At 75.9% G+C, this 16,595-nt stretch carries 12 protein-coding genes; 6 read left to right on the forward strand and 6 right to left on the reverse strand.

The genetic code is table 11. The annotated features are described in order from the left end of the window. Positions 1 to 68: 68 nt before the first annotated feature. Entirely contained in the window at positions 69 to 869 is an 801-nt protein-coding gene (locus OG715_RS33880) for a hypothetical protein (protein ID WP_266273460.1), read from the reverse strand. A 245-nt stretch (positions 870 to 1,114) separates the two neighbouring features. Between OG715_RS33880 and ggt the strand changes: the two genes are divergently transcribed. The 3 genes from ggt to OG715_RS33895 all read left to right on the forward strand — a co-directional run bounded on the left by ggt (position 1,115) and on the right by OG715_RS33895 (position 4,676). Continuing rightward, a complete protein-coding gene (gene ggt, locus OG715_RS33885; RefSeq protein WP_266273459.1) occupies positions 1,115 to 2,908 on the forward strand; it encodes a gamma-glutamyltransferase in 1,794 nt (597 codons plus the stop codon). Positions 2,909 to 3,090: 182 nt separating this feature from the next. Further along, on the forward strand, positions 3,091 to 3,894 hold the full coding sequence (locus OG715_RS33890) for an exodeoxyribonuclease III (RefSeq protein ID WP_266273458.1): 804 nt from the start codon (positions 3,091 to 3,093) through the stop codon (positions 3,892 to 3,894). Positions 3,895 to 4,061: 167 nt separating this feature from the next. Beyond that, on the forward strand, positions 4,062 to 4,676 hold the full coding sequence (locus OG715_RS33895; RefSeq protein WP_266273457.1) for a hypothetical protein: 615 nt from the start codon (positions 4,062 to 4,064) through the stop codon (positions 4,674 to 4,676). Between the two features lie 262 nt (positions 4,677 to 4,938). Here OG715_RS33895 and OG715_RS33900 read toward each other — a convergent pair whose 3' ends face one another. Next, on the reverse strand, positions 4,939 to 5,703 hold the full coding sequence (locus OG715_RS33900) for a lysoplasmalogenase (protein WP_266273456.1): 765 nt from the start codon (positions 5,701 to 5,703) through the stop codon (positions 4,939 to 4,941). Positions 5,704 to 6,016: 313 nt separating this feature from the next. Between OG715_RS33900 and OG715_RS33905 the strand changes: the two genes are divergently transcribed. Continuing rightward, positions 6,017 to 7,879, forward strand: a complete 1,863-nt coding sequence (locus tag OG715_RS33905; protein WP_266273455.1) for a DUF2398 family protein — start codon at positions 6,017 to 6,019, stop codon at positions 7,877 to 7,879. A 274-nt stretch (positions 7,880 to 8,153) separates the two neighbouring features. Here OG715_RS33905 and OG715_RS33910 read toward each other — a convergent pair whose 3' ends face one another. The 4 genes from OG715_RS33910 to OG715_RS33925 all read right to left on the reverse strand — a co-directional run bounded on the left by OG715_RS33910 (position 8,154) and on the right by OG715_RS33925 (position 12,105). Continuing rightward, positions 8,154 to 8,339 (reverse strand): hypothetical protein, encoded by a 186-nt coding sequence (locus OG715_RS33910; RefSeq protein WP_266273454.1) that lies wholly within the window; start codon positions 8,337 to 8,339, stop codon positions 8,154 to 8,156. 150 nt (positions 8,340 to 8,489) lie between these two features. Then, a complete protein-coding gene (locus tag OG715_RS33915) occupies positions 8,490 to 10,133 on the reverse strand; it encodes a BCCT family transporter (RefSeq protein WP_266273453.1) in 1,644 nt (547 codons plus the stop codon). A gap of 261 nt (positions 10,134 to 10,394) precedes the next feature. Continuing rightward, complete coding sequence (locus tag OG715_RS33920) at positions 10,395 to 11,048, reverse strand: TetR/AcrR family transcriptional regulator (protein ID WP_266273451.1); 654 nt, start codon at positions 11,046 to 11,048, stop codon at positions 10,395 to 10,397. 148 nt (positions 11,049 to 11,196) lie between these two features. After that, positions 11,197 to 12,105 carry an acyl-CoA thioesterase gene (locus OG715_RS33925; RefSeq protein ID WP_266273450.1) on the reverse strand — a complete coding sequence of 303 codons (909 nt, stop codon included), beginning with the start codon at positions 12,103 to 12,105 and terminating at the stop codon, positions 11,197 to 11,199. Between the two features lie 193 nt (positions 12,106 to 12,298). Between OG715_RS33925 and OG715_RS33930 the strand changes: the two genes are divergently transcribed. Together OG715_RS33930 and OG715_RS33935 are read left to right on the forward strand one after the other, a co-directional pair. Then, entirely contained in the window at positions 12,299 to 13,696 is a 1,398-nt protein-coding gene (locus tag OG715_RS33930) for an SWIM zinc finger family protein (RefSeq protein ID WP_266273448.1), read from the forward strand. After that, positions 13,693 to 16,437: a DUF7825 domain-containing protein gene (locus tag OG715_RS33935; RefSeq protein WP_266273447.1), complete on the forward strand. Its 2,745-nt coding sequence runs from the start codon at positions 13,693 to 13,695 to the stop codon at positions 16,435 to 16,437. Before OG715_RS33930 ends, OG715_RS33935 begins: the two co-directional genes overlap by 4 nt. Positions 16,438 to 16,595 lie beyond the last annotated feature (158 nt).

The raw sequence follows: 16,595 nt of genomic DNA on the forward strand, positions 1-16,595 counted from the left end.
CGAACGCCTCCGGAGCAGGAAGTCGGCTGGGCCGACTTCCTGCTCCGGAGGCGTTCTGGGGTGGTGCGTCAGCCGGCCGACTGCCAGCGGTTGCGGCCGTCCGAACCCGGAGCGCACACCATGGCCGTGCCCTTGACGGTCACGCCGGTGGCACCTTCCGGGGAGCAGAACGAGCCCGCGTGAACGGTGCCCGCGTTGCCGCCGCCGGTCGTAGTGCCGCCCGTCGCCGCGCTCCCACCGGTCGAGCCGCCACCGCCGGTCGTGGTGCCGCTGGTGCTGCCGCCGGTCGTGGTGCCGGATCCGCCGGTCGTCGTGGCCGCGCCGCCCGTGCCCCCGGCGTCGGCGGGCCGGGTGGCGGGGGCCGCCGGGGTGGACTTCGGGGCCTTCGGGGCGGTGGTGGCCGCCGGCTCCGGGGCGTGCGTCTGCGGGAGCGGTACGGGGACCGGCGGAGCCGTGGTGGGGACCGGCGCGGCCGGGGCCTCCGGGGTGGGCTGGGCGGTCGGGCTCGCCGGGGCCGCAGCCGGGGTGTCGGCCGGTGCCGCCGTCGGTGACGGCACCTCGGTGGGGGTGGGGACCGAGGTCGGGGAGGTCTCTGCGGGGGAGGGCGTTGCTGTGACCGCGGCCGGGGCGGGCGGCTGCGCGGCCGGCTTCGGGTCCGTCACCGCGCCGATCCACACCAGGCAGCAGAACGCCGCCAGCGCGCTGCTGACCAGCTTCTTCCAGAGCGGCCTCGGCCAGGTCCAGGCGATGAGAAAGGTCGCGAACGGGAAGACGAGGAGGCTCGCGATGTGCACGCCGCGCCGCTGCCACCAGGGGCGGGGCGCCGGGGGAACGGCGGCGGGGAACGGCGGTGGCGGGGCCTGGTACACGGGGAAGTCGGGTCCTTTGTGTGAGGAATACATGATCGACCCGCACAAGCTATCGCCGCGATGACGACCTGTTCATTTCTTCACCTGTTTGAATTCGAAATGTGATCGCGTGTCGAACGGACGATCGGTCGGTCCGCTGTGGTGTGTCAACTACCCGTTGGTAGCGCCGAGGCGCTGTTGTCGCGGTCATGGCTCCTGTGAAACAACGGAGTTGACGTCAACTCAGGCATTCAGGAGGACTCCGGATGAGAGCGCTGGCACGAATCGCACCACCGCTGCTGCTCGCCACGGCCCTGGTCTGCACGGTCGCCGCCGGACCGGCCGGGGCCGCGGCGCCCCCCACCAAGGTGCCCGAGGCGGTCGGCCGGGGCGGTGCCGTCGCCAGCGTGGACGCCGACGCCACGGCGGCCGGGATCGAGGTGCTGCGCAAGGGCGGCAACGCCGTGGACGCGGCGGTCGCGGTGGCGGCGGCGCTCGGTGTCACCGAGCCGTACTCGGCCGGGATCGGCGGCGGCGGGTACTTCGTCTACTACGACCACGCCACCGGCCGGGTGCACACCATCGATGGCCGGGAGACCGCTTCCCGGACCGCCGACAGCTCGCTGTTCCTGGAGGACGGCAAGCCGCTGCCCTTCGCCGACGCCGTCACCAGCGGCCTGTCCGTCGGGGTGCCCGGCTCCCCGGCCACCTGGGAGACCGCCGTCGGCCTCTGGGGCCGCCGCAGCTTCGCCGATGCGCTCGAACCCGCCCGGCGGATCGCCGAGCGGGGCTTCACCGTCGACCAGACCTTCCAGGACCAGACCGCGCTCAACCAGGCCCGGTTCAAGGACTTCCCCGACACCGCCAAGCTGTTCCTGCCCGGCGGCGCGCTCCCGGCGGTCGGATCCACCTTCCGCAACCCCGACCTCGCCGCCACCTACCGGCAGCTCGGCCAGGAGGGCACCGAGGCCCTCTACCGGGGCGGGATCGCCGCCGACATCGTCCGCACCGTCCAGCACCCGCCGGTCGATCCCGCCTCCGGCCGGGTCGCCCGCCCCGGCAAGGTGGACGCCACCGACCTCGCCGACTACCGGGTGCGCCGTCAGCAGCCCACCCATGTCGCCTACCGGGACTACGACCTCTACTCGATCGCCCCGTCCAGCTCCGGCGGCACCACCGTCGGCGAGGCGCTCGGCATCCTGGAGGACGGAGAGCTCGCCGACTACGACGCCACGCAGTACTACCACCACTTCCTGGAGGCCTCGCGGCTCTCCTTCGCGGACCGCAACCGCTGGGTCGGCGACCCGGCGTTCAACGACGTCCCGGTCAAGGAACTGCTCTCCGCCCGGTACGCCGCCTCCCGGGCCTGCCTGATCAGCCCCGACCGCGCGCTGACCAGCCCGATCGCGCCCGGCGACCCGCGCCACCCCGCCGCCTGCGCGAGCGTGGGCCCCGCGCCCGCCGCCGAGCCGTACGAGGGGCTGAGCACCAGCCACCTCACCGTGGCCGACCGCTGGGGCAACGTCGTCTCCTACACCCTGACCCTGGAGCAGACCGGCGGCAGCGGCATCACCGTCCCCGGCCGGGGCTTCCTGCTCAACAACGAGTTGACCGACTTCAACTTCACCCCGCTGGTGCCGGGCGTGCCCGACCCCAACCTGGCCGGCCCGGGCAAGCGGCCGCGCTCCTCGCTCTCGCCGACCATCGTGCTGCGGGACGGCGAGCCCGTGCTCGCGGCCGGTTCGCCCGGCGGCGCGACGATCATCACCACCACCCTCCAGGTGCTGCTCGGCCGCCTCGACCGGGGGCTGAGCCTGGAACAGGCGATCGCCGCCCCGCGCGCGAGCCAGCGCAACACGGCGGCCACCCAGGCCGAGCCCGCGTTCCTGGCGCTGCCGGAACGGGCGCGGCTGGAGGCGCTCGGCCATGTGTTCGCCGGCACTCCGGAGATCGGGGCGGCGACCGGTGTCGAGCGGCTGCCGGACGGCCGCTGGGTCGCCGCGGCCGAACCGGTGCGCCGCGGCGGCGGCTCGGCGGCGGTGGTCCGGCCCGAGCCGTAACGCCGGGCGCGGTGACGTCGCGCGGCCGGCTGCTGCTGTTGCTGCGGCGTGCGCTCGGCTGCTGCGGCGTCGTGCGGCCGGACGGCTTTGTCGGTGCCGTTCGGTAGATTCGGGGTGGGCGTCGTCCGGGGGACCGGGGCGCCCACCCCGTCCGTACCGAACCACCGGGAAGGCCGCCCGCCGTGACCGTCCGCATCGCCACCTGGAACATCAACTCCGTCACCGCGCGGCTGCCCAAGCTCCTCGAATGGCTGGAGAGCGCCAAGCCGGACGTGCTCTGCCTCCAGGAGCTGAAGTGCGCCGCCGACGCGTTCCCGTACGAGCCCGTCCGCGAGCTCGGCTACGAGACGGCCGCGCACGGCAACGGCCGCTGGAACGGCGTGGCGATCCTCTCCCGGATCGGTCTCGACGACGTCGTCCGCGACCTGCCCGGCCAGCCCGGCTACCTCGCCGACGACGCCCTGCTGCCCGATGTCGAGCCGCGCGCGGTCGCCGCCACCTGCGGCCCGGTCCGGGTCTGGTCGGTCTACGTGCCCAACGGCCGCGAGGTCGACCACGCCCACTACCGCTACAAGCTGGAGTGGCTGGAGGCCCTGCGGGTCGCCTCGCTGGAGGACGCCGCGGGCGAGCGCCCGTTCGCCGTCCTCGGCGACTTCAACATCGCGCCGACCGACGAGGACGTCTTCGACCTGGCCGCCTTCGAGGGCCTGACCCACGTCACCCCCGCCGAGCGCGCCGCCCTCGCCGCCCTGGACGCGGCCGGCCTGCACGACGTGCTGCCCCGCCCGCTCAAGTACGACCGCCCCTACACCTACTGGGACTACCGCCAGCTGGCCTTCCCGAAGAACCGGGGCATGCGGATCGACCTCACCTACGCCAACAAGCCCTTCGTGGACGCCGTCACCGACAGCTACGTCGACCGCGAGGCGCGCAAGGGCAAGGGCACCTCGGACCACGCCCCGGTGGTCGTCGACCTGGACCTCTGAGTCTCTCCGGGGGCCGGACACCGTCGGTGACCGGCCCCCCGAACGGGCCAGAGCGGTGGCCGGGCGCGGAGGGTGTGCCTACCGTCGGGGAGTGACCGGGTGTAGTTGTTCGATCACGTGGACTTCGGAGTCCCCGGCTGCGCCCGAGAGAACCCGGAGGTTCCGGTATGCGCCCCACGCGTACGGCCGCCGCCGCCTTGATCGGCGCGACGGTGCTGACCGGCCTGACGGCCCCCCTCGCGCTGGCCAAGGACGGCGCGGCCTCGGTCAGCCCGTCCCAGGCCGCACCGGGCCAGACCGTGACGGTCACGGTCGCCTGCGAGAAGTCCGACAAGCCCAACGCCAAGACCATCACCGCCAACTCGCCGGCCTTCGAGGGCGGCCCGGCCACCCTCACGCTCGGCTCCGACGGCAAGCACACCGGCTCCGCCCGGCTGGCGGGCAAGAACAGCGGTGAGAACAAGATCGACGGCAGTTGCCCGGACGGCGGCGCCTTCACCACCAATGTCACGGTGACCACGGTCTCGGTGACCACCGGCGGCTCCTCCGCGCCTTCGGGCCTGGGCGGCTGGAGCGAGGCGGCCGGCGAGTGGGCGGGTTCGCTCGGCCAGTCCGGTGCCGGCAGTCAGCAGGTTGCCCCGCACGGTGCGGTGAAGACCGGTCTGGGCGGCTCGGTGGCTGCCGACCCCGCGGAACTCGTGGGCGGCGCGCTGCTGGTGGTGGGCGGGATCGGCGGCTTCTGGCTGCTGCGACGGCGCTCGGCCGGCGCCGGGTCCGTCTGACGGGACGTTTCCGCGCGTGCGGCCTGCGGCGTGCGGGCTGTGGCTGGGCAAGGGTGCCGGGCGTTCGTGGACTTTGCAAAGTGCACTTTGCAAAGTCCACGAACGCTTTGCGGTGCCGGGGTGCCGTCGGACGGAGCGTCCGACGGCACCCTCGTACGTTCGGCCGGTGTGCGGTGTGCGGTGTGCGGTGTGCGGCGCGTGGCGTGACCGGGCGCTCGTCAGGCCGTGGTGGTCACGGTCGCCGTCGCCGTCGCCGTCGCGGTCACGCCCAGGCCGGTGCCGCGCCCGGCCCGGTGGCCGTGGGCGCTCCGGCCGGCGTCGAACCGTCGGCCCCGGCCTCCCGCTCCTCGGCGGCCCGCAGCGCACCGCTCGCGAGCAGGTACTGCGCCAGGAGGTACGTGGCCATGATCCAGAAGTCGTGCCCCGGCAGCTCCCGCCACTTCGCCAGCTTGGTGGCGATCAGCGTGTCCGAGAGCAGGAACAGCGCACCGCCGAGCCCGCCCCGGACCCCGAGCCCGGCCGAGGCGACCGCCGTCGACGCGAGCAGCAGGCTGTAGCCGGCCACCGGCGCCCGCAGGTCCCCGAGGTCGGGCCAGAGCCGGCCCACCATCGTCACCCAGGCCGTCGCGTACGCCGCCGCGACCACCGCCGTCCGCCGCCGGTCGGTCAGCGCGCCCTGGCCGACGAACATCGTGACGTAGCAGACGTGCGCCGCCGCGAACGATCCCATTCCGGCCAGGAACGCGGTGTCGTTGCCGAGCTGGAGCAGCACGTCGCCGCCCGCGCTCAGCAGCAGCGCCGGCGCGAGCAGCTTCGGCGCGCGACGGCCGGCCTCGGTCGCCCTGGTGACGCTGTGCGCGGCGAGCAGCGGCATCAGCGCGGGCTTGGTGGCGTGGCGCAGCGCGGGCGTGCCGGTCAGCAGTGCCCCCAGGTGGGCCGCCGAGGTGGTGGCGTAGCCGGTGAGCAGGCCGCCGGCGGAGCGCAGCCGGCCGCCGAGAACGGCGCGGGTGGTCGTACGGATGCTCATGCGGCGGTGTCCTCCGGGCGGTGGGGGGAGCGGTCGGTGCGGGTGGCGGGGTGGGGGAGCGGGTGTCCCTGTGCCGGTCACCGTCCTGCCGGGCACGGCGGGCGACCGGCAGGGGGCGTGGAAGAGATTGTTACCGGTGCGTAGGTCCGGCCGTGCAACCGGGGTGACGTGTCGCCCGTCGGACGTCCGTCCGGCGCCGGTCCGGACGCCGGTGCTCCTCCCGTCGCGGCCCGGCCGCCGTTCGGCCGGATGTCGTCGGGAGCCGGGCGGCTGCCAGCGGGGGCCGCGCCCACCGTCTAGTCTGGTCCCCGACATGGAGCAGCAGGAGTACGCGACCGGCGCCGCGCGGACGGCCGGTGGCACGTCGGACGGGCGCACGGGCGGGGCGGGGCGGGGCACCACCGCCGCCGTCCTCGTCGTACGCGGATCCGGCCCCCGGGGCGTCCCCGGTACCGGAGCTGACGCCCCGCACGACGCCGTACCGGTCCACGACTCCGGCTCCCCCTCCACCGCCGGGCTCTCGCCCGACCCCGGGCTGCTGCGGCTCGCGCGCTGGTTCGCCGAGGCCGAGCCCGGCACCGCCGACGACCTGTGCGCCGCCTCCCTGGGCCTCTACCCGGCCCGCCACTTCGGCGCCCCCGCCGGTCCGGCCGGCGGACCCGCCACAGCCGGACCGGCCACCGGATCCGCCCCCGCCGACCCGGCCGCCGCCGTGCCCCTCACCGCCGTACCCCTCACCGCCGCGCCGTCCACCGCCGAGGTCAGCTGGTGGCACGGCCCCACCGCGCACACCCCCGCGCCGCTGCGCGCCCGCGAGCCCCGCCCGGCCGGCGGCCTGCGCCGCGCCCGCCGGGACGCCGCCGCGCTGCCCGTCGTCCTCTCAGGCGCCAAGCCGGGCACGCCAGGCCGCCACCGCAAGCCCGAACGCTCCCGGGGTGCCGGTACCGTCCCGCAGGATCGTTCCGCCGCGACCACCGCCGCCGAACGCCGGATAGCTGCCCGGCTGCTCGTCGCCCACCCGCTGGTGACCGCCTCCGGGCCGCACGCCGACGGCTTCCCGCTGATCCGCCGTCACCGCGACTGGCTCGCCGAGCGCTTCGACACCCTGCTCGGCTACCGCCTGGTGGTCGGCCCCTGGCACGCCCGCCTGCACAAGGCCGGACTCGGCCCCGGCGCCGCCCGTCGCCTCGAACACCCCGCCACCGGCGCCCCGTTCACCCCCGGCGGCTACGCGCAGCTCGCCCTCGCGCTGGCCCTGCTGGTCGACGCCCCCGAGCAGCTCCCGCTGGACGGCCTGCTCGCCGCGATGGACGCCGTCCGCCCCGGCCCGGCAGCGCGGCCTGCGGACCGGGCCGAGCTGGCGATGGCGCTCGCCGTGCTCGTCGACTGGCAGGTGCTCGGCGACCTCCCCGCCGCAGCGCTCGCCGATCCGGCCGCCGCCGGTCCCACCGTGCTGACGGTCGACCGGGAACTCGCCCGCGCCGTCCCGGTCGGCCCGCCCGCGCTCGCCGACGACGCCACCGACCTGATCCGCCTCGCCGCCGAGGCCGAGCCCGGCACCGCCGTCCGCCGCCGCCTCGCCGAGACCCCGGCGGTGCTCGCCGCCGACCTGCCCGAGGAGCAGCGCGCCTGGCTGCGCGAGCACGGCCGCACCGGCCCGGCCGCGCTCGCCGAGTTCCTCGGCCTGGAGGCGGAGCAGCGGGCCGAGGGCGTCGCCCTGCTCGACCCGGCGGAGGAACTCACCGACCTCGCCCTGCCCGGCACCGACACGGCCGCCCAGGCGGCCCTGCTGCTGGTCGAGCGCCTGGTCGAGGAGGTCCGGCCGCTCCCGGGCGAGACCGCGGGCACCGATGTGCCGGTCCCCGACGCGCTGATAGACGGTGTGCTCGGCGACATCGCCGACGAATACGGCCTGCCGGCCGGCTGGCGCCGCGACTACCTCGCCGACCGCACCGCTCTGCGCCGCGACGCGCTGGACCTGCTCCACCGGATGGGCCTGATCACCCCCGCCCCGCGCGGCACCCGCCCCCCGGGCTGGCTCCTCCGGGCCCCCGCCGCCCGCTACGCCCCGGCCCCCGACCTGCTCCCGGCCCCCGGCACCGGCCGCCACTCCCGGCCCGACCCCGCTTTCACGGTGCCCGCCCCCGTCACCCCGCGGGCCGGCCAGCCGGTCTGATCCCGGTCCGCACCTCGGGGCCGGTCGGCCCGGGTGGCGTCCGTCGGCCTGCGAGGCGGGGCCGGTCCCGCTTCCTCGCCGGCCCTCACCCCCGGCGCCGGCCGTCACCCCACCCGGCCCCGGCCGGGTGCGTGCGGGTGCGTGCGGGCATGGGGAAGCCCGCGCCGCAGCGGGGCGGGGCGGGCGATGGTGGGCCGTGGTGCGGTGGTTCCTGTGCTGTCCGGTGGCGCCTGTGCGTCCGGTGGTGCCTGTGGTGCCGGTGTGTCCGGTGGGGCTACTTCCGGACGGGTGCCGTGGCGGTGGCGACGGTGTCGTGCTGGACGGTTTCGACGGTGGCGCCGACACCGAGGATGCCCAGGGCGATGGAAGCGAGCACGGCGGAGCCGGCCAGGACGCGTCGGTGGCGCTTGGGCATGGGGAAGCGCGGGTCCTGGGAGGTCGCCGGAGGGATGGCGTTCATGGCAGGGAGGTTTCCAGGGCGGTGTTAACGATCGCTACGTGCGGGTGAAGTCCGGATGGGGGGTGGGCGTCGGCTTGGGCGAGAACCGCAACGCCGCAGGTCACGCCGGTGCCCCGGAGCGGGCGGCGGCCCACCCCGGGGAGGCGTGGTTCACCCGGTCGGAGGACGCCGGTCCCTGCGGCGGGCGTCGGCCATGGCCTCGCCGACGGCGACCCGGACGGCGTCCCGCAGGCCGTGCGCGGGGTGGAAGCGGGACGGTCCGGCGGCGGGGTCGGTGCGCAGCTCCTTCACCAGTGCGACGCACAGCAGCAGCATCACCCCGACGAACGGCAGCGCGACCAGGATGGTGGCGTTCTGCAGCGCGGTGAGCCCGCCAGCCAGCAGCAGCGCGGCGGCGACCCCGCCCATCAGCACGCCCCACACCACCACCAGCCAGGTGCGCGGGTGGAGCGAGCCGCGGCTGGAGAGCGAGCCGAGGACGAGCGAGGCGGAGTCGGCGCTGGTGATGAAGAAGGTCATCACCAGCAGCACGGCGATCACGCTGGTGACCGTGCCGGCGGGGAGCGAGCGCAGCATTTCGAAGAGCGAGGCCTCGGCGCCCTGCGGGATGGTCTCGACGAGGTCGGCGGCGCCGGTGCTGTCGAGCCGGATCGCGGTGCCGCCCATGACGCAGAACCAGATCACGGTGGCCCCGCTGGGCACCAGCAGCACGCCGATCAGGAACTGCCGCACGGTGCGGCCGCGCGAGATGCGGGCGATGAAGGTGCCGACGAAGGGGGCCCAGGACAGCCACCAGGCCCAGTAGAAGATGGTCCAGCTGCCGAGCCAGCTCTCGTCCGTGAAGGCGCCGGTCTGGGTGGACATCGCGAGCAGATCGGAGAGGTAGCCGCCGACGGTGGAGGGGATCGCGTCCAGGACGAAGACGGTCGGGCCGACCACGAAGACGAAGAGCATGATCAGCGAGGCCAGCACCACATTGGCGGTGGAGAGCCACTTCACGCCCTTGTGCACGCCGGAGAAGGCGGAGAGGACGAAGGCGGCGCTCAGCGCGCCGATGATGACCAGCTGGGTGTGCTCGGTGTTGCGGACGTCGGAGACGTAGCCGAGGCCGTCGGCGACCTGGAGGGCGCCGAGGCCGAGGCTGGTGGCGGAGCCGAAGACGGTCGCGAAGACGGCGAGCAGGTCGATCGCCCGGCCCGGCCAGCCGTCGGCGCCGCGCTCGCCGATCAGGGGCACGAACGCGGCGGAGATCCGGTTGCCCCGGCCCTTGCGGAAGGTGGTGTAGGCGAGGGCGAGGCCGCCGACCGCGTAGATCGCCCACGGGTGCAGGGTCCAGTGGAAGAGGGAGAACTCCAGCGCCTGCTGGGCGGCGGCCGCGGACTGCGGTTCGAGTCCGGAGCCGGGCTGCGGGGTGGCGAAGAGCTGGAGCGGCTCGCCGACGCCGTAGAACATCAGGCCGATGCCCATGCCCGCGCTGAACATCATGGCCACCCAGGCGAGGGTGGAGAACTCCGGTTCGTCGTCGTCCCGGCCGAGCCGGATCCGTCCGAAGCGGCTGAACGCGAGCAGCACGGTGAGGACCAGGAAGATGTCGGCGGCGACGACGAAGAGCCAGCCGAAGTTGTGCAGGACCCAGCCGAGGGCGGTGCTGGAGGTCCGGCCGAGGTTGTCCTCGGCGAAGATGCCCCAGGCGACGACCCCGAGCACCGCGACCGCGCCGATCCCGAAGACCACCCGGTCGACGGGGAGGGTGGCGGCGGGTTCGTCCGGCGGCCCGGTGGGCTGACTGGTCATGGGGTACCTCTCGCGGCGTACTGGCGGGCCGACGGCATGCGTCGGCGACATGATCTAAAAGGGATACATGTCGTACTATGTCCAGTCCTCGTCGGGAGTGTCGGGACGGCGCGCCGGGAGGCGGTGACCTGAGGGGCCGTCAGCGGGCCCGGGCCGCGACGGCGCGCGGGCACGACGGCGTGACGGTACGACGGCACGACGGGGCGCGGGCCGGGACGTGTCCGGACCGCGCCCGCGTCGGGCCGGGACCCGGGCCGGGGCTCAGGCCGTGGACGTGACCTCGTACGGCGCGGTGTGCGGCGTCTCGTACGGATTCAGCACCAGCCGCACCACGTCCTCCAGCCGCCGCCGGGCGTCGCCCAGCGTGGTGCGGCCGGTCACCCAGGCGGTCAGTTCGCCCTGCCAGGCGTGGCCGACGATGTGCCGCACCAGATCGCTGGCCGCGGCCGGCACTTCGTCGGCCATCACCGCCTGCAGTGCCGCGCTGTCGGCCCGGGCCATGCCCTGGAGGGCCTCGCTGGCGAAGGGGTCGGTGGAGGCGGCGACGGCCACCCGCAGCCGGGCCAGTTCGGGCTGCCGCTGGTAGGCGCGCATGCCGCCGCGGACGAACCGCGCCACCCGGTCCGTGGCGCCCAGGCCGGCGCGCGGTCCGCGCAGCTCCGCCACCAGGTCGGCCAGCAGCAGCCGGTGCCAGTCGGCGATCGCCGCCGCCAGCAGGTGGTCCTTGGAGGAGAAGTAGCGGTACGCCGTCCCCAGGGCGACTCCGGACCGCTCGCAGACCTGTTTCATCTGCAGCCGCTCGACGCCGATCTCGTTCACCAGGGCGAGCGCCGCCGCGATCAGGCTTTCGCGGCGTTCGAGCTGACGCGGAGACATCGCCTCCACCGGGCGTGGTGACAGGTCAACCTTGGTCACCCGCACCATGATACGGGCCGGGGCCGCTCAGGAATATGACGCCGTCCGGCCGCCCGCCGTTCGCCCCTCGGTCACCGGGTGCGGGCGGGGCGGCGAACGGCGGACGCGGCGGGGCCGGCCGGGCGGCGCGGCCGGGAGGACCGGGTGGTCAGCGGGGCGCGACGAGGCGTTCGCGGATCAGCGCCTCCTGGACGGCGGAGGCCACCAGTCGGCCCCCTCGGTCGTAGAACTCGCCGAGTGCCAGCCCCCGGCCGTCCGAGGAGGAGGGGCTGCGCTGGGCGAACAGCAGCCATTCGTCGGCCCGGAACGGCCGGTGGAACCACATCGCGTGGTCCAGTGAGGCCATCAGCAGCCGGGGCGGCTCGGTGCGCTGGAAGAAGTTCGGCTGGACGTGCAGCCCGGCGGTGGAGGCCAGGGTGAGGTCCGAGAGGTAGGTGAGGGCGCAGACGTGCAGCAGCGGGTCGTCGGCGGGCAGCGGGGAGCCGGCCCGCAGCCAGACGAACTGCTGCGGCATGCCGGGCACGGCGGGCGGCACGCCCGGCGCGTCCGGCGGGACGAAGCGCAGCTCCAGGGCGCCGAAGCCGCTGGCGGCCAGCGCCGCCCTGGCCTCGTCGTCCCAGTGCGCGAAGGCGTCCGGGAGCTCCTCGGGGCCGGGCAGCGCGGGGATCTCGCGGTGCCGGTCGGCGGCCGGCTCGGGGCGCTTGAAGGACGCCGAGAGGGTGAAGACGGTCTCCCCCTGCTGGACCGCCGTCACCCGCCGGGTGGCGTAGGAGGAGCCCTGGCGGACCCGGTCGACCAGGTAGTCGATCGGGCGGCCCGGGTTGCCGGGCATCAGGAAGTAGCCGTGCAGCGAGTGCACCGAGCGGTCCGCCCCGATCGTCCGCCCGGCCGCCACGAGGGCCTGTGCGGCGACCTGGCCGCCGAACGCGCGCATCGGCGCCCCGGCGTGGCAGCGGCCTCGGAACGTGTTCTCGTCGAGGGTCTCGATCCGCAGCAGATCGGCGAACGGTCCGACCGTGTCGATCGCCCGTCTGTCCTGTTCGGTCAGCTCTGTCACGGGCCCATACTGGCAGACCGGGGCGCCCCGCCGGTGTGACGTGGGTAACCCGTCCGGGCGAACACGCTTGCTAGAACGTGTTCCATTAGCCGGATTCCGGCGAAGGGCGGACGGCGTCGCGGCGAACGGGCGGAGGGGCGGCCGCCGGGGCCGGGACGGCCGATTGTCAGTGCCCTGACCTAGCGTTACGGGCATGTCGCAATCCGCACACGCGTACGCCTATCTGCGCCCGTCCGCCGTCCTCGAAGGCGCGGCCGGCCGGAGCCTCGCCCTGGAGACGTCCGGCGGCGCCACCCCGCTGGGGGACGCCGCCCACCCGCGGTTCTTCGCGGGTTTCCTGGCCGAGCCGGCCCCGGCCGCCGCCGCGCTGCTCGCCGTCGCCGACGTCGCCGCCGCCCGGTACTACCAGCCGCAGCTGCGCGCCTCGCTCGACCCGGTGGTCACCGCGAACGGCGACCGGCTCCGGTTCGAGTCCTTCTCCGGCTGCTGCGGCGTCTACGCCCGCCTGGACGTGCTCGCCGCCGGTCTGGACGGGGACGCGATAGGCCACGGCACCACCAACGTCGACGTCAACAATCCGTTGCGAGAAGCACTCACCCGGATCGCTCCGGCCGAGCCGCTGCACCTCGCCGTCGGCCCCGACGCCCTGGAGGTCACCACCTTCGACGGGCCGGTCGTCGAGAAGAAGGTCCCGCTGCCCGAGCGCTGGCTGCGCGGCTTCGCCGAGACCCAGGTGACCGCCGCCGGGTTCGACCTGCGGGCCGAGCTGCCCGCCGCCGAGGCGGTCCGCTTCCTCCGCTCGCTGCCCCGCGGGGGCCGGGCCGGGGCCAGGACGGTCCAGTGGGTGGTCCTGGCCGGGCGGACGCTGCGGCCGACCACCAGGCCGGTGGCCGGCGCGGTCTGCCTGCCGGGGCCGGAGCGGCTGGCCGCCCTGCAGCGGGTGCTGCGGCACGCCCGGGCGCTGCGGATCTACGGCCCGCCGGTCGTCGGCGACGGCCCTACGGCCTCCGCCTGGGAGGTCGAGCTGCCCGGGATGCGGCTCACCCTCACCCTCTCGCCGGACGCCTCCCGGGGCTTCAGCGGCGAGGGCGGCGTCCTCGGGGCGCTGGCCACCGACACCGCCGAACCGGACGCCGACCTGGTCGCGGCGCTGCTCGCCTGGGAGCCGAGGATCGAGGTCGCCGAGCTCGCCGAGCAGGCCGGCCTCACCCCGGCCCGGGTGCGGGCCGCGCTGACCAGGCTCGGCACCGCCGGGCAGATCGGCTACGACGTGGCCGAGGCCGCCCACTTCCACCGCCGGCTCCCCTACGAGGCGGGGCGGGCGGAGTCGGCCAACCCCCGGCTGAAGGCCGCCCGCGCGCTGGTCGCCGCAGGGGCCGTCCGGCTGGAGGAGGGCGGCGCGACGGCCGTCGTCACGGTCGACGACCACATCCAGCGGGTGCGGACGGAGGCGGCGGGCGCGGTCGGCTGCACCTGCCTCTGGTGGGCGAAGTACCGGGGCGGGCGCGGGCCGTGCAAGCACGTGCTGGCGGTGGGCATGGTCCGCGAGGCGCGGGCCCAGGACGGCGGAGACCGGGAGGGGACGCGATGAGCACGGGGACGATGACGGGGGCAGTGGCCGGGGCGGGCACCGGGGCGGCGGCCGACGCCGTGCGGGCGGTGCTGACAGCGGTCGACGAGGGCGCGACCGACCGGTTGCCGCGGCTGCTGGCCGCACTCGGGCCCGCCGAGAAGCGCTCCTGCGTCCCGGCGCTCAAGGAGCTGCGCCGGGCGAACCGCGGCGAGTGGACGAAGCGCGCCAACCAGCGGATGTGCGCGCTGCTGGTGGCCGGTGCCGGCTGCCACCCCGGACCGGCCGGTGCGGCCGCCTGGATCGGCTCCCGGGACTTCACCGGCCGTTCCTGGGCCCGCCACCCCGCCCTGGCCGAGGTCGTCGACGCCCAGCCGGAGGAGTGGCAGATCGAGGTGGTCGGCCGGCTCGCCGCCAAACGCGGCTCCGGCTTCAGCTGGGACCTCTTCCCGCTGATCGAGCGGGTGGTGCGGCGCACCGGCTGCGCGGTGCCGGCCTCCGACGAGTTCACCGCCGAGTGGCTGCGCTCCGGGGCCGGGCGGGAGAACGGCCCGCGCGGCAGCGCCACCACCCTGCTGGACCGGCTGCGGGCGGACGCCTTCACCCCGGTCCTGCTGCCCCGGGTGTTCGAGCTGGAGGACGTCGCCTGGTCACTGGACGCCGCCCTCGGCACCAGGCCCGGGGACAGCTGGCCGGCGGCGATCGCCGGGCTGGCCGAGGACGGCCCGGTCGGGCGCGCGGAGCTGATCGACCGCTGCCTGGGCCGGCTGGTGCGCGGCGGCAGGGCCGCCGACCAGCGGGCGTTCCTGGGAGTCCTGACCGCGCTCGCGCCCACGCCGCAGGAGTACACGGCCCGGGTCCGCGACCTGATGGCGCTGCTCGACGGCCTCTCCGCGGTGGCCGGGCACGCCCAGCAGGTGCTCGCCGGGCTGGACGCCGCCGGGCTGGTCGAGCCGGAGCTGGTCACCGAGGCCTCGGCGGTGGTGCTGTTCCGGGCCGAGAAGAAGCTGGTGCGGGCCCAGCTCGCCTGGCTGGAGCAGGCGGCGAGGAGCGCGCCGGAGCGCTCCGGGCCGGTCGCGCTCGCCGCCGCCGAAGCCTTCGGCCACCCCGACAACGCCCTCCAGGAGCGGGCGCTCAACCTGGTCGCCCGCCGTCTGAAGACCGCCGGCGAGGCCGTCCTGCCGGAGCTGCGCCTCGCCGCCGAGGCGCTCGACCCCGTCCACCACGCCCGGGCCGGCGAGCTGTTCGGCGCCGTCCTCGGCGGCTCGGGGGAGGACGACACCGCCTGGGACGAGCTGCTGCCGCCGGTCCCCGAGCCCGCCCCGCTCGGGGAGCCGCTCGCCACCCCGGCGGAGGTCGCCGAGGAGCTGGCCGTGCTGCTCGCCGCCGGCCGGCCCGGCGTCGCCGTCCTCGAACGCGTCCTGGACGGCCTGGTCCGGCACGCCCACCGCGACCGCCCGGCGCTGGCCGGGGCGCTGGAGCCGGTGCTGCGGGCCCACCCCTGGCAGAACGTCGGCCGCTGGCAGGACTGCGGCCCCACCGACGCGCTCTACCTCGCCGCCGTGGTGGCCCGCCAGGTGGACCCGCACCGGCTCGGCCACGTCTTCCGGAAGAAGGGGCGGCACCCGCTGCACGGCGAGCACAACACCGTGTACGGCACGGTGCTGGCCGCCCGGATCTCCGAAGCGGCCGAGCGGGTCGCCACCGACCCGGTGCCGCTGCTGCTCGCCACGCCGACCGACGCCACCGGCGCGATCGCCGCGACCGCGCTGGTCGGGCGGATCGCCGCCTACGAGGCCGCGAGCGCGACGGCCGGTCCGGCCGACCTGAACGCCGCGCTGCTGCGGGTCGCCCCGACGGCGGACCAGGAGGTGCTGGCCGCCGCCGACCGGCTGGCCTCGCCCGCCGGGCGGTGGCTGGCCGCGTGGCTGCGCGGGGGCGGTCTGCCGGCCCAGCCCTCGGAGCGGGTGCTGTTCGCCCCGGCCCCGGCGTCGATGCGCCCGCTGCGGTACTGGGACCGCTGGTGGGAGGCCCTGAAGCGGCTCGCGGTCGCCCAGCCCGGCAGCGGCGGACCGGCCGGGCCCGGGGGCGAGCGGCTCGGTCCGGAGTTCCGGGCGCTGCTGGAGGGCACGGAGCCCAGCGTGGCCCGGGTCCGCAAGCAGGACGAGTGGCTCTGGGAGCCCACCGAGCACTGGGCCGCGATGCTCCCGCACCACCGGGAGGAGCTGGCGGCCCGCTGGCTGGACCGGTTCGCCGACTCCGCCGACCGGGAGCGGCGCGGTGTCGCCCGGATGCTGGTCGTGCTCGCCGAGGCCGGCGGTCCGGCCGGGCTGGCACTGCACCTGGCGCTGGCCTACTGCCTCGGCGCGCGGTTCCCGGAGGACCGCACCGCCGCCGTGGACGCGCTGCTCGTACTGGCCGCCCGGGGGGACCTGGACGGCGCCCTGCTCGGCCGCGAGCTGGGCGAGCTCGTCACGCTCGGGACGGTGAAGCCGAACCGGCTCGCGCACGCGCTGGGCACCGCCGCCGACACCGGGGCCTACGCCACCGTCTGGTCGGTGCTGGCCCCAGCCCTGCCCGCGCTGCTCGGGGGCGAGGCCCTGCGGGGCACCGCCGATGTGCTCGTGGTCGCGACCGGCGCCGCCCGCCGCTCGGGTGCGCGCGGCCCGGTGGCGGAGGTGACCGCCGCCGCGGCCCGCACCGGCGCCGCCCGTCTGGTGAAGGAGGCCCGAGCGCTGCGCGACGTCCTGGCCGGGGGTTGAGCCGGGGGCCGGGCGTTACCTCGCCCGCCCCGCGCGGCGGAGTCCCGGGAGGGCGCGGTGGCACCCGTCGCCGCGGCCGGAACGGCGGTGGCATCCCCTCCGAGCCCCGTCCGACCCCGTCCGACCCCGTCCGAGCTCGTCAGACCCCGTCCGTCGCG

The organism is Kitasatospora purpeofusca, assembly GCF_036010405.1.
Taxonomy (GTDB): Bacteria; Actinomycetota; Actinomycetes; order Streptomycetales; family Streptomycetaceae; genus Kitasatospora; species Kitasatospora purpeofusca.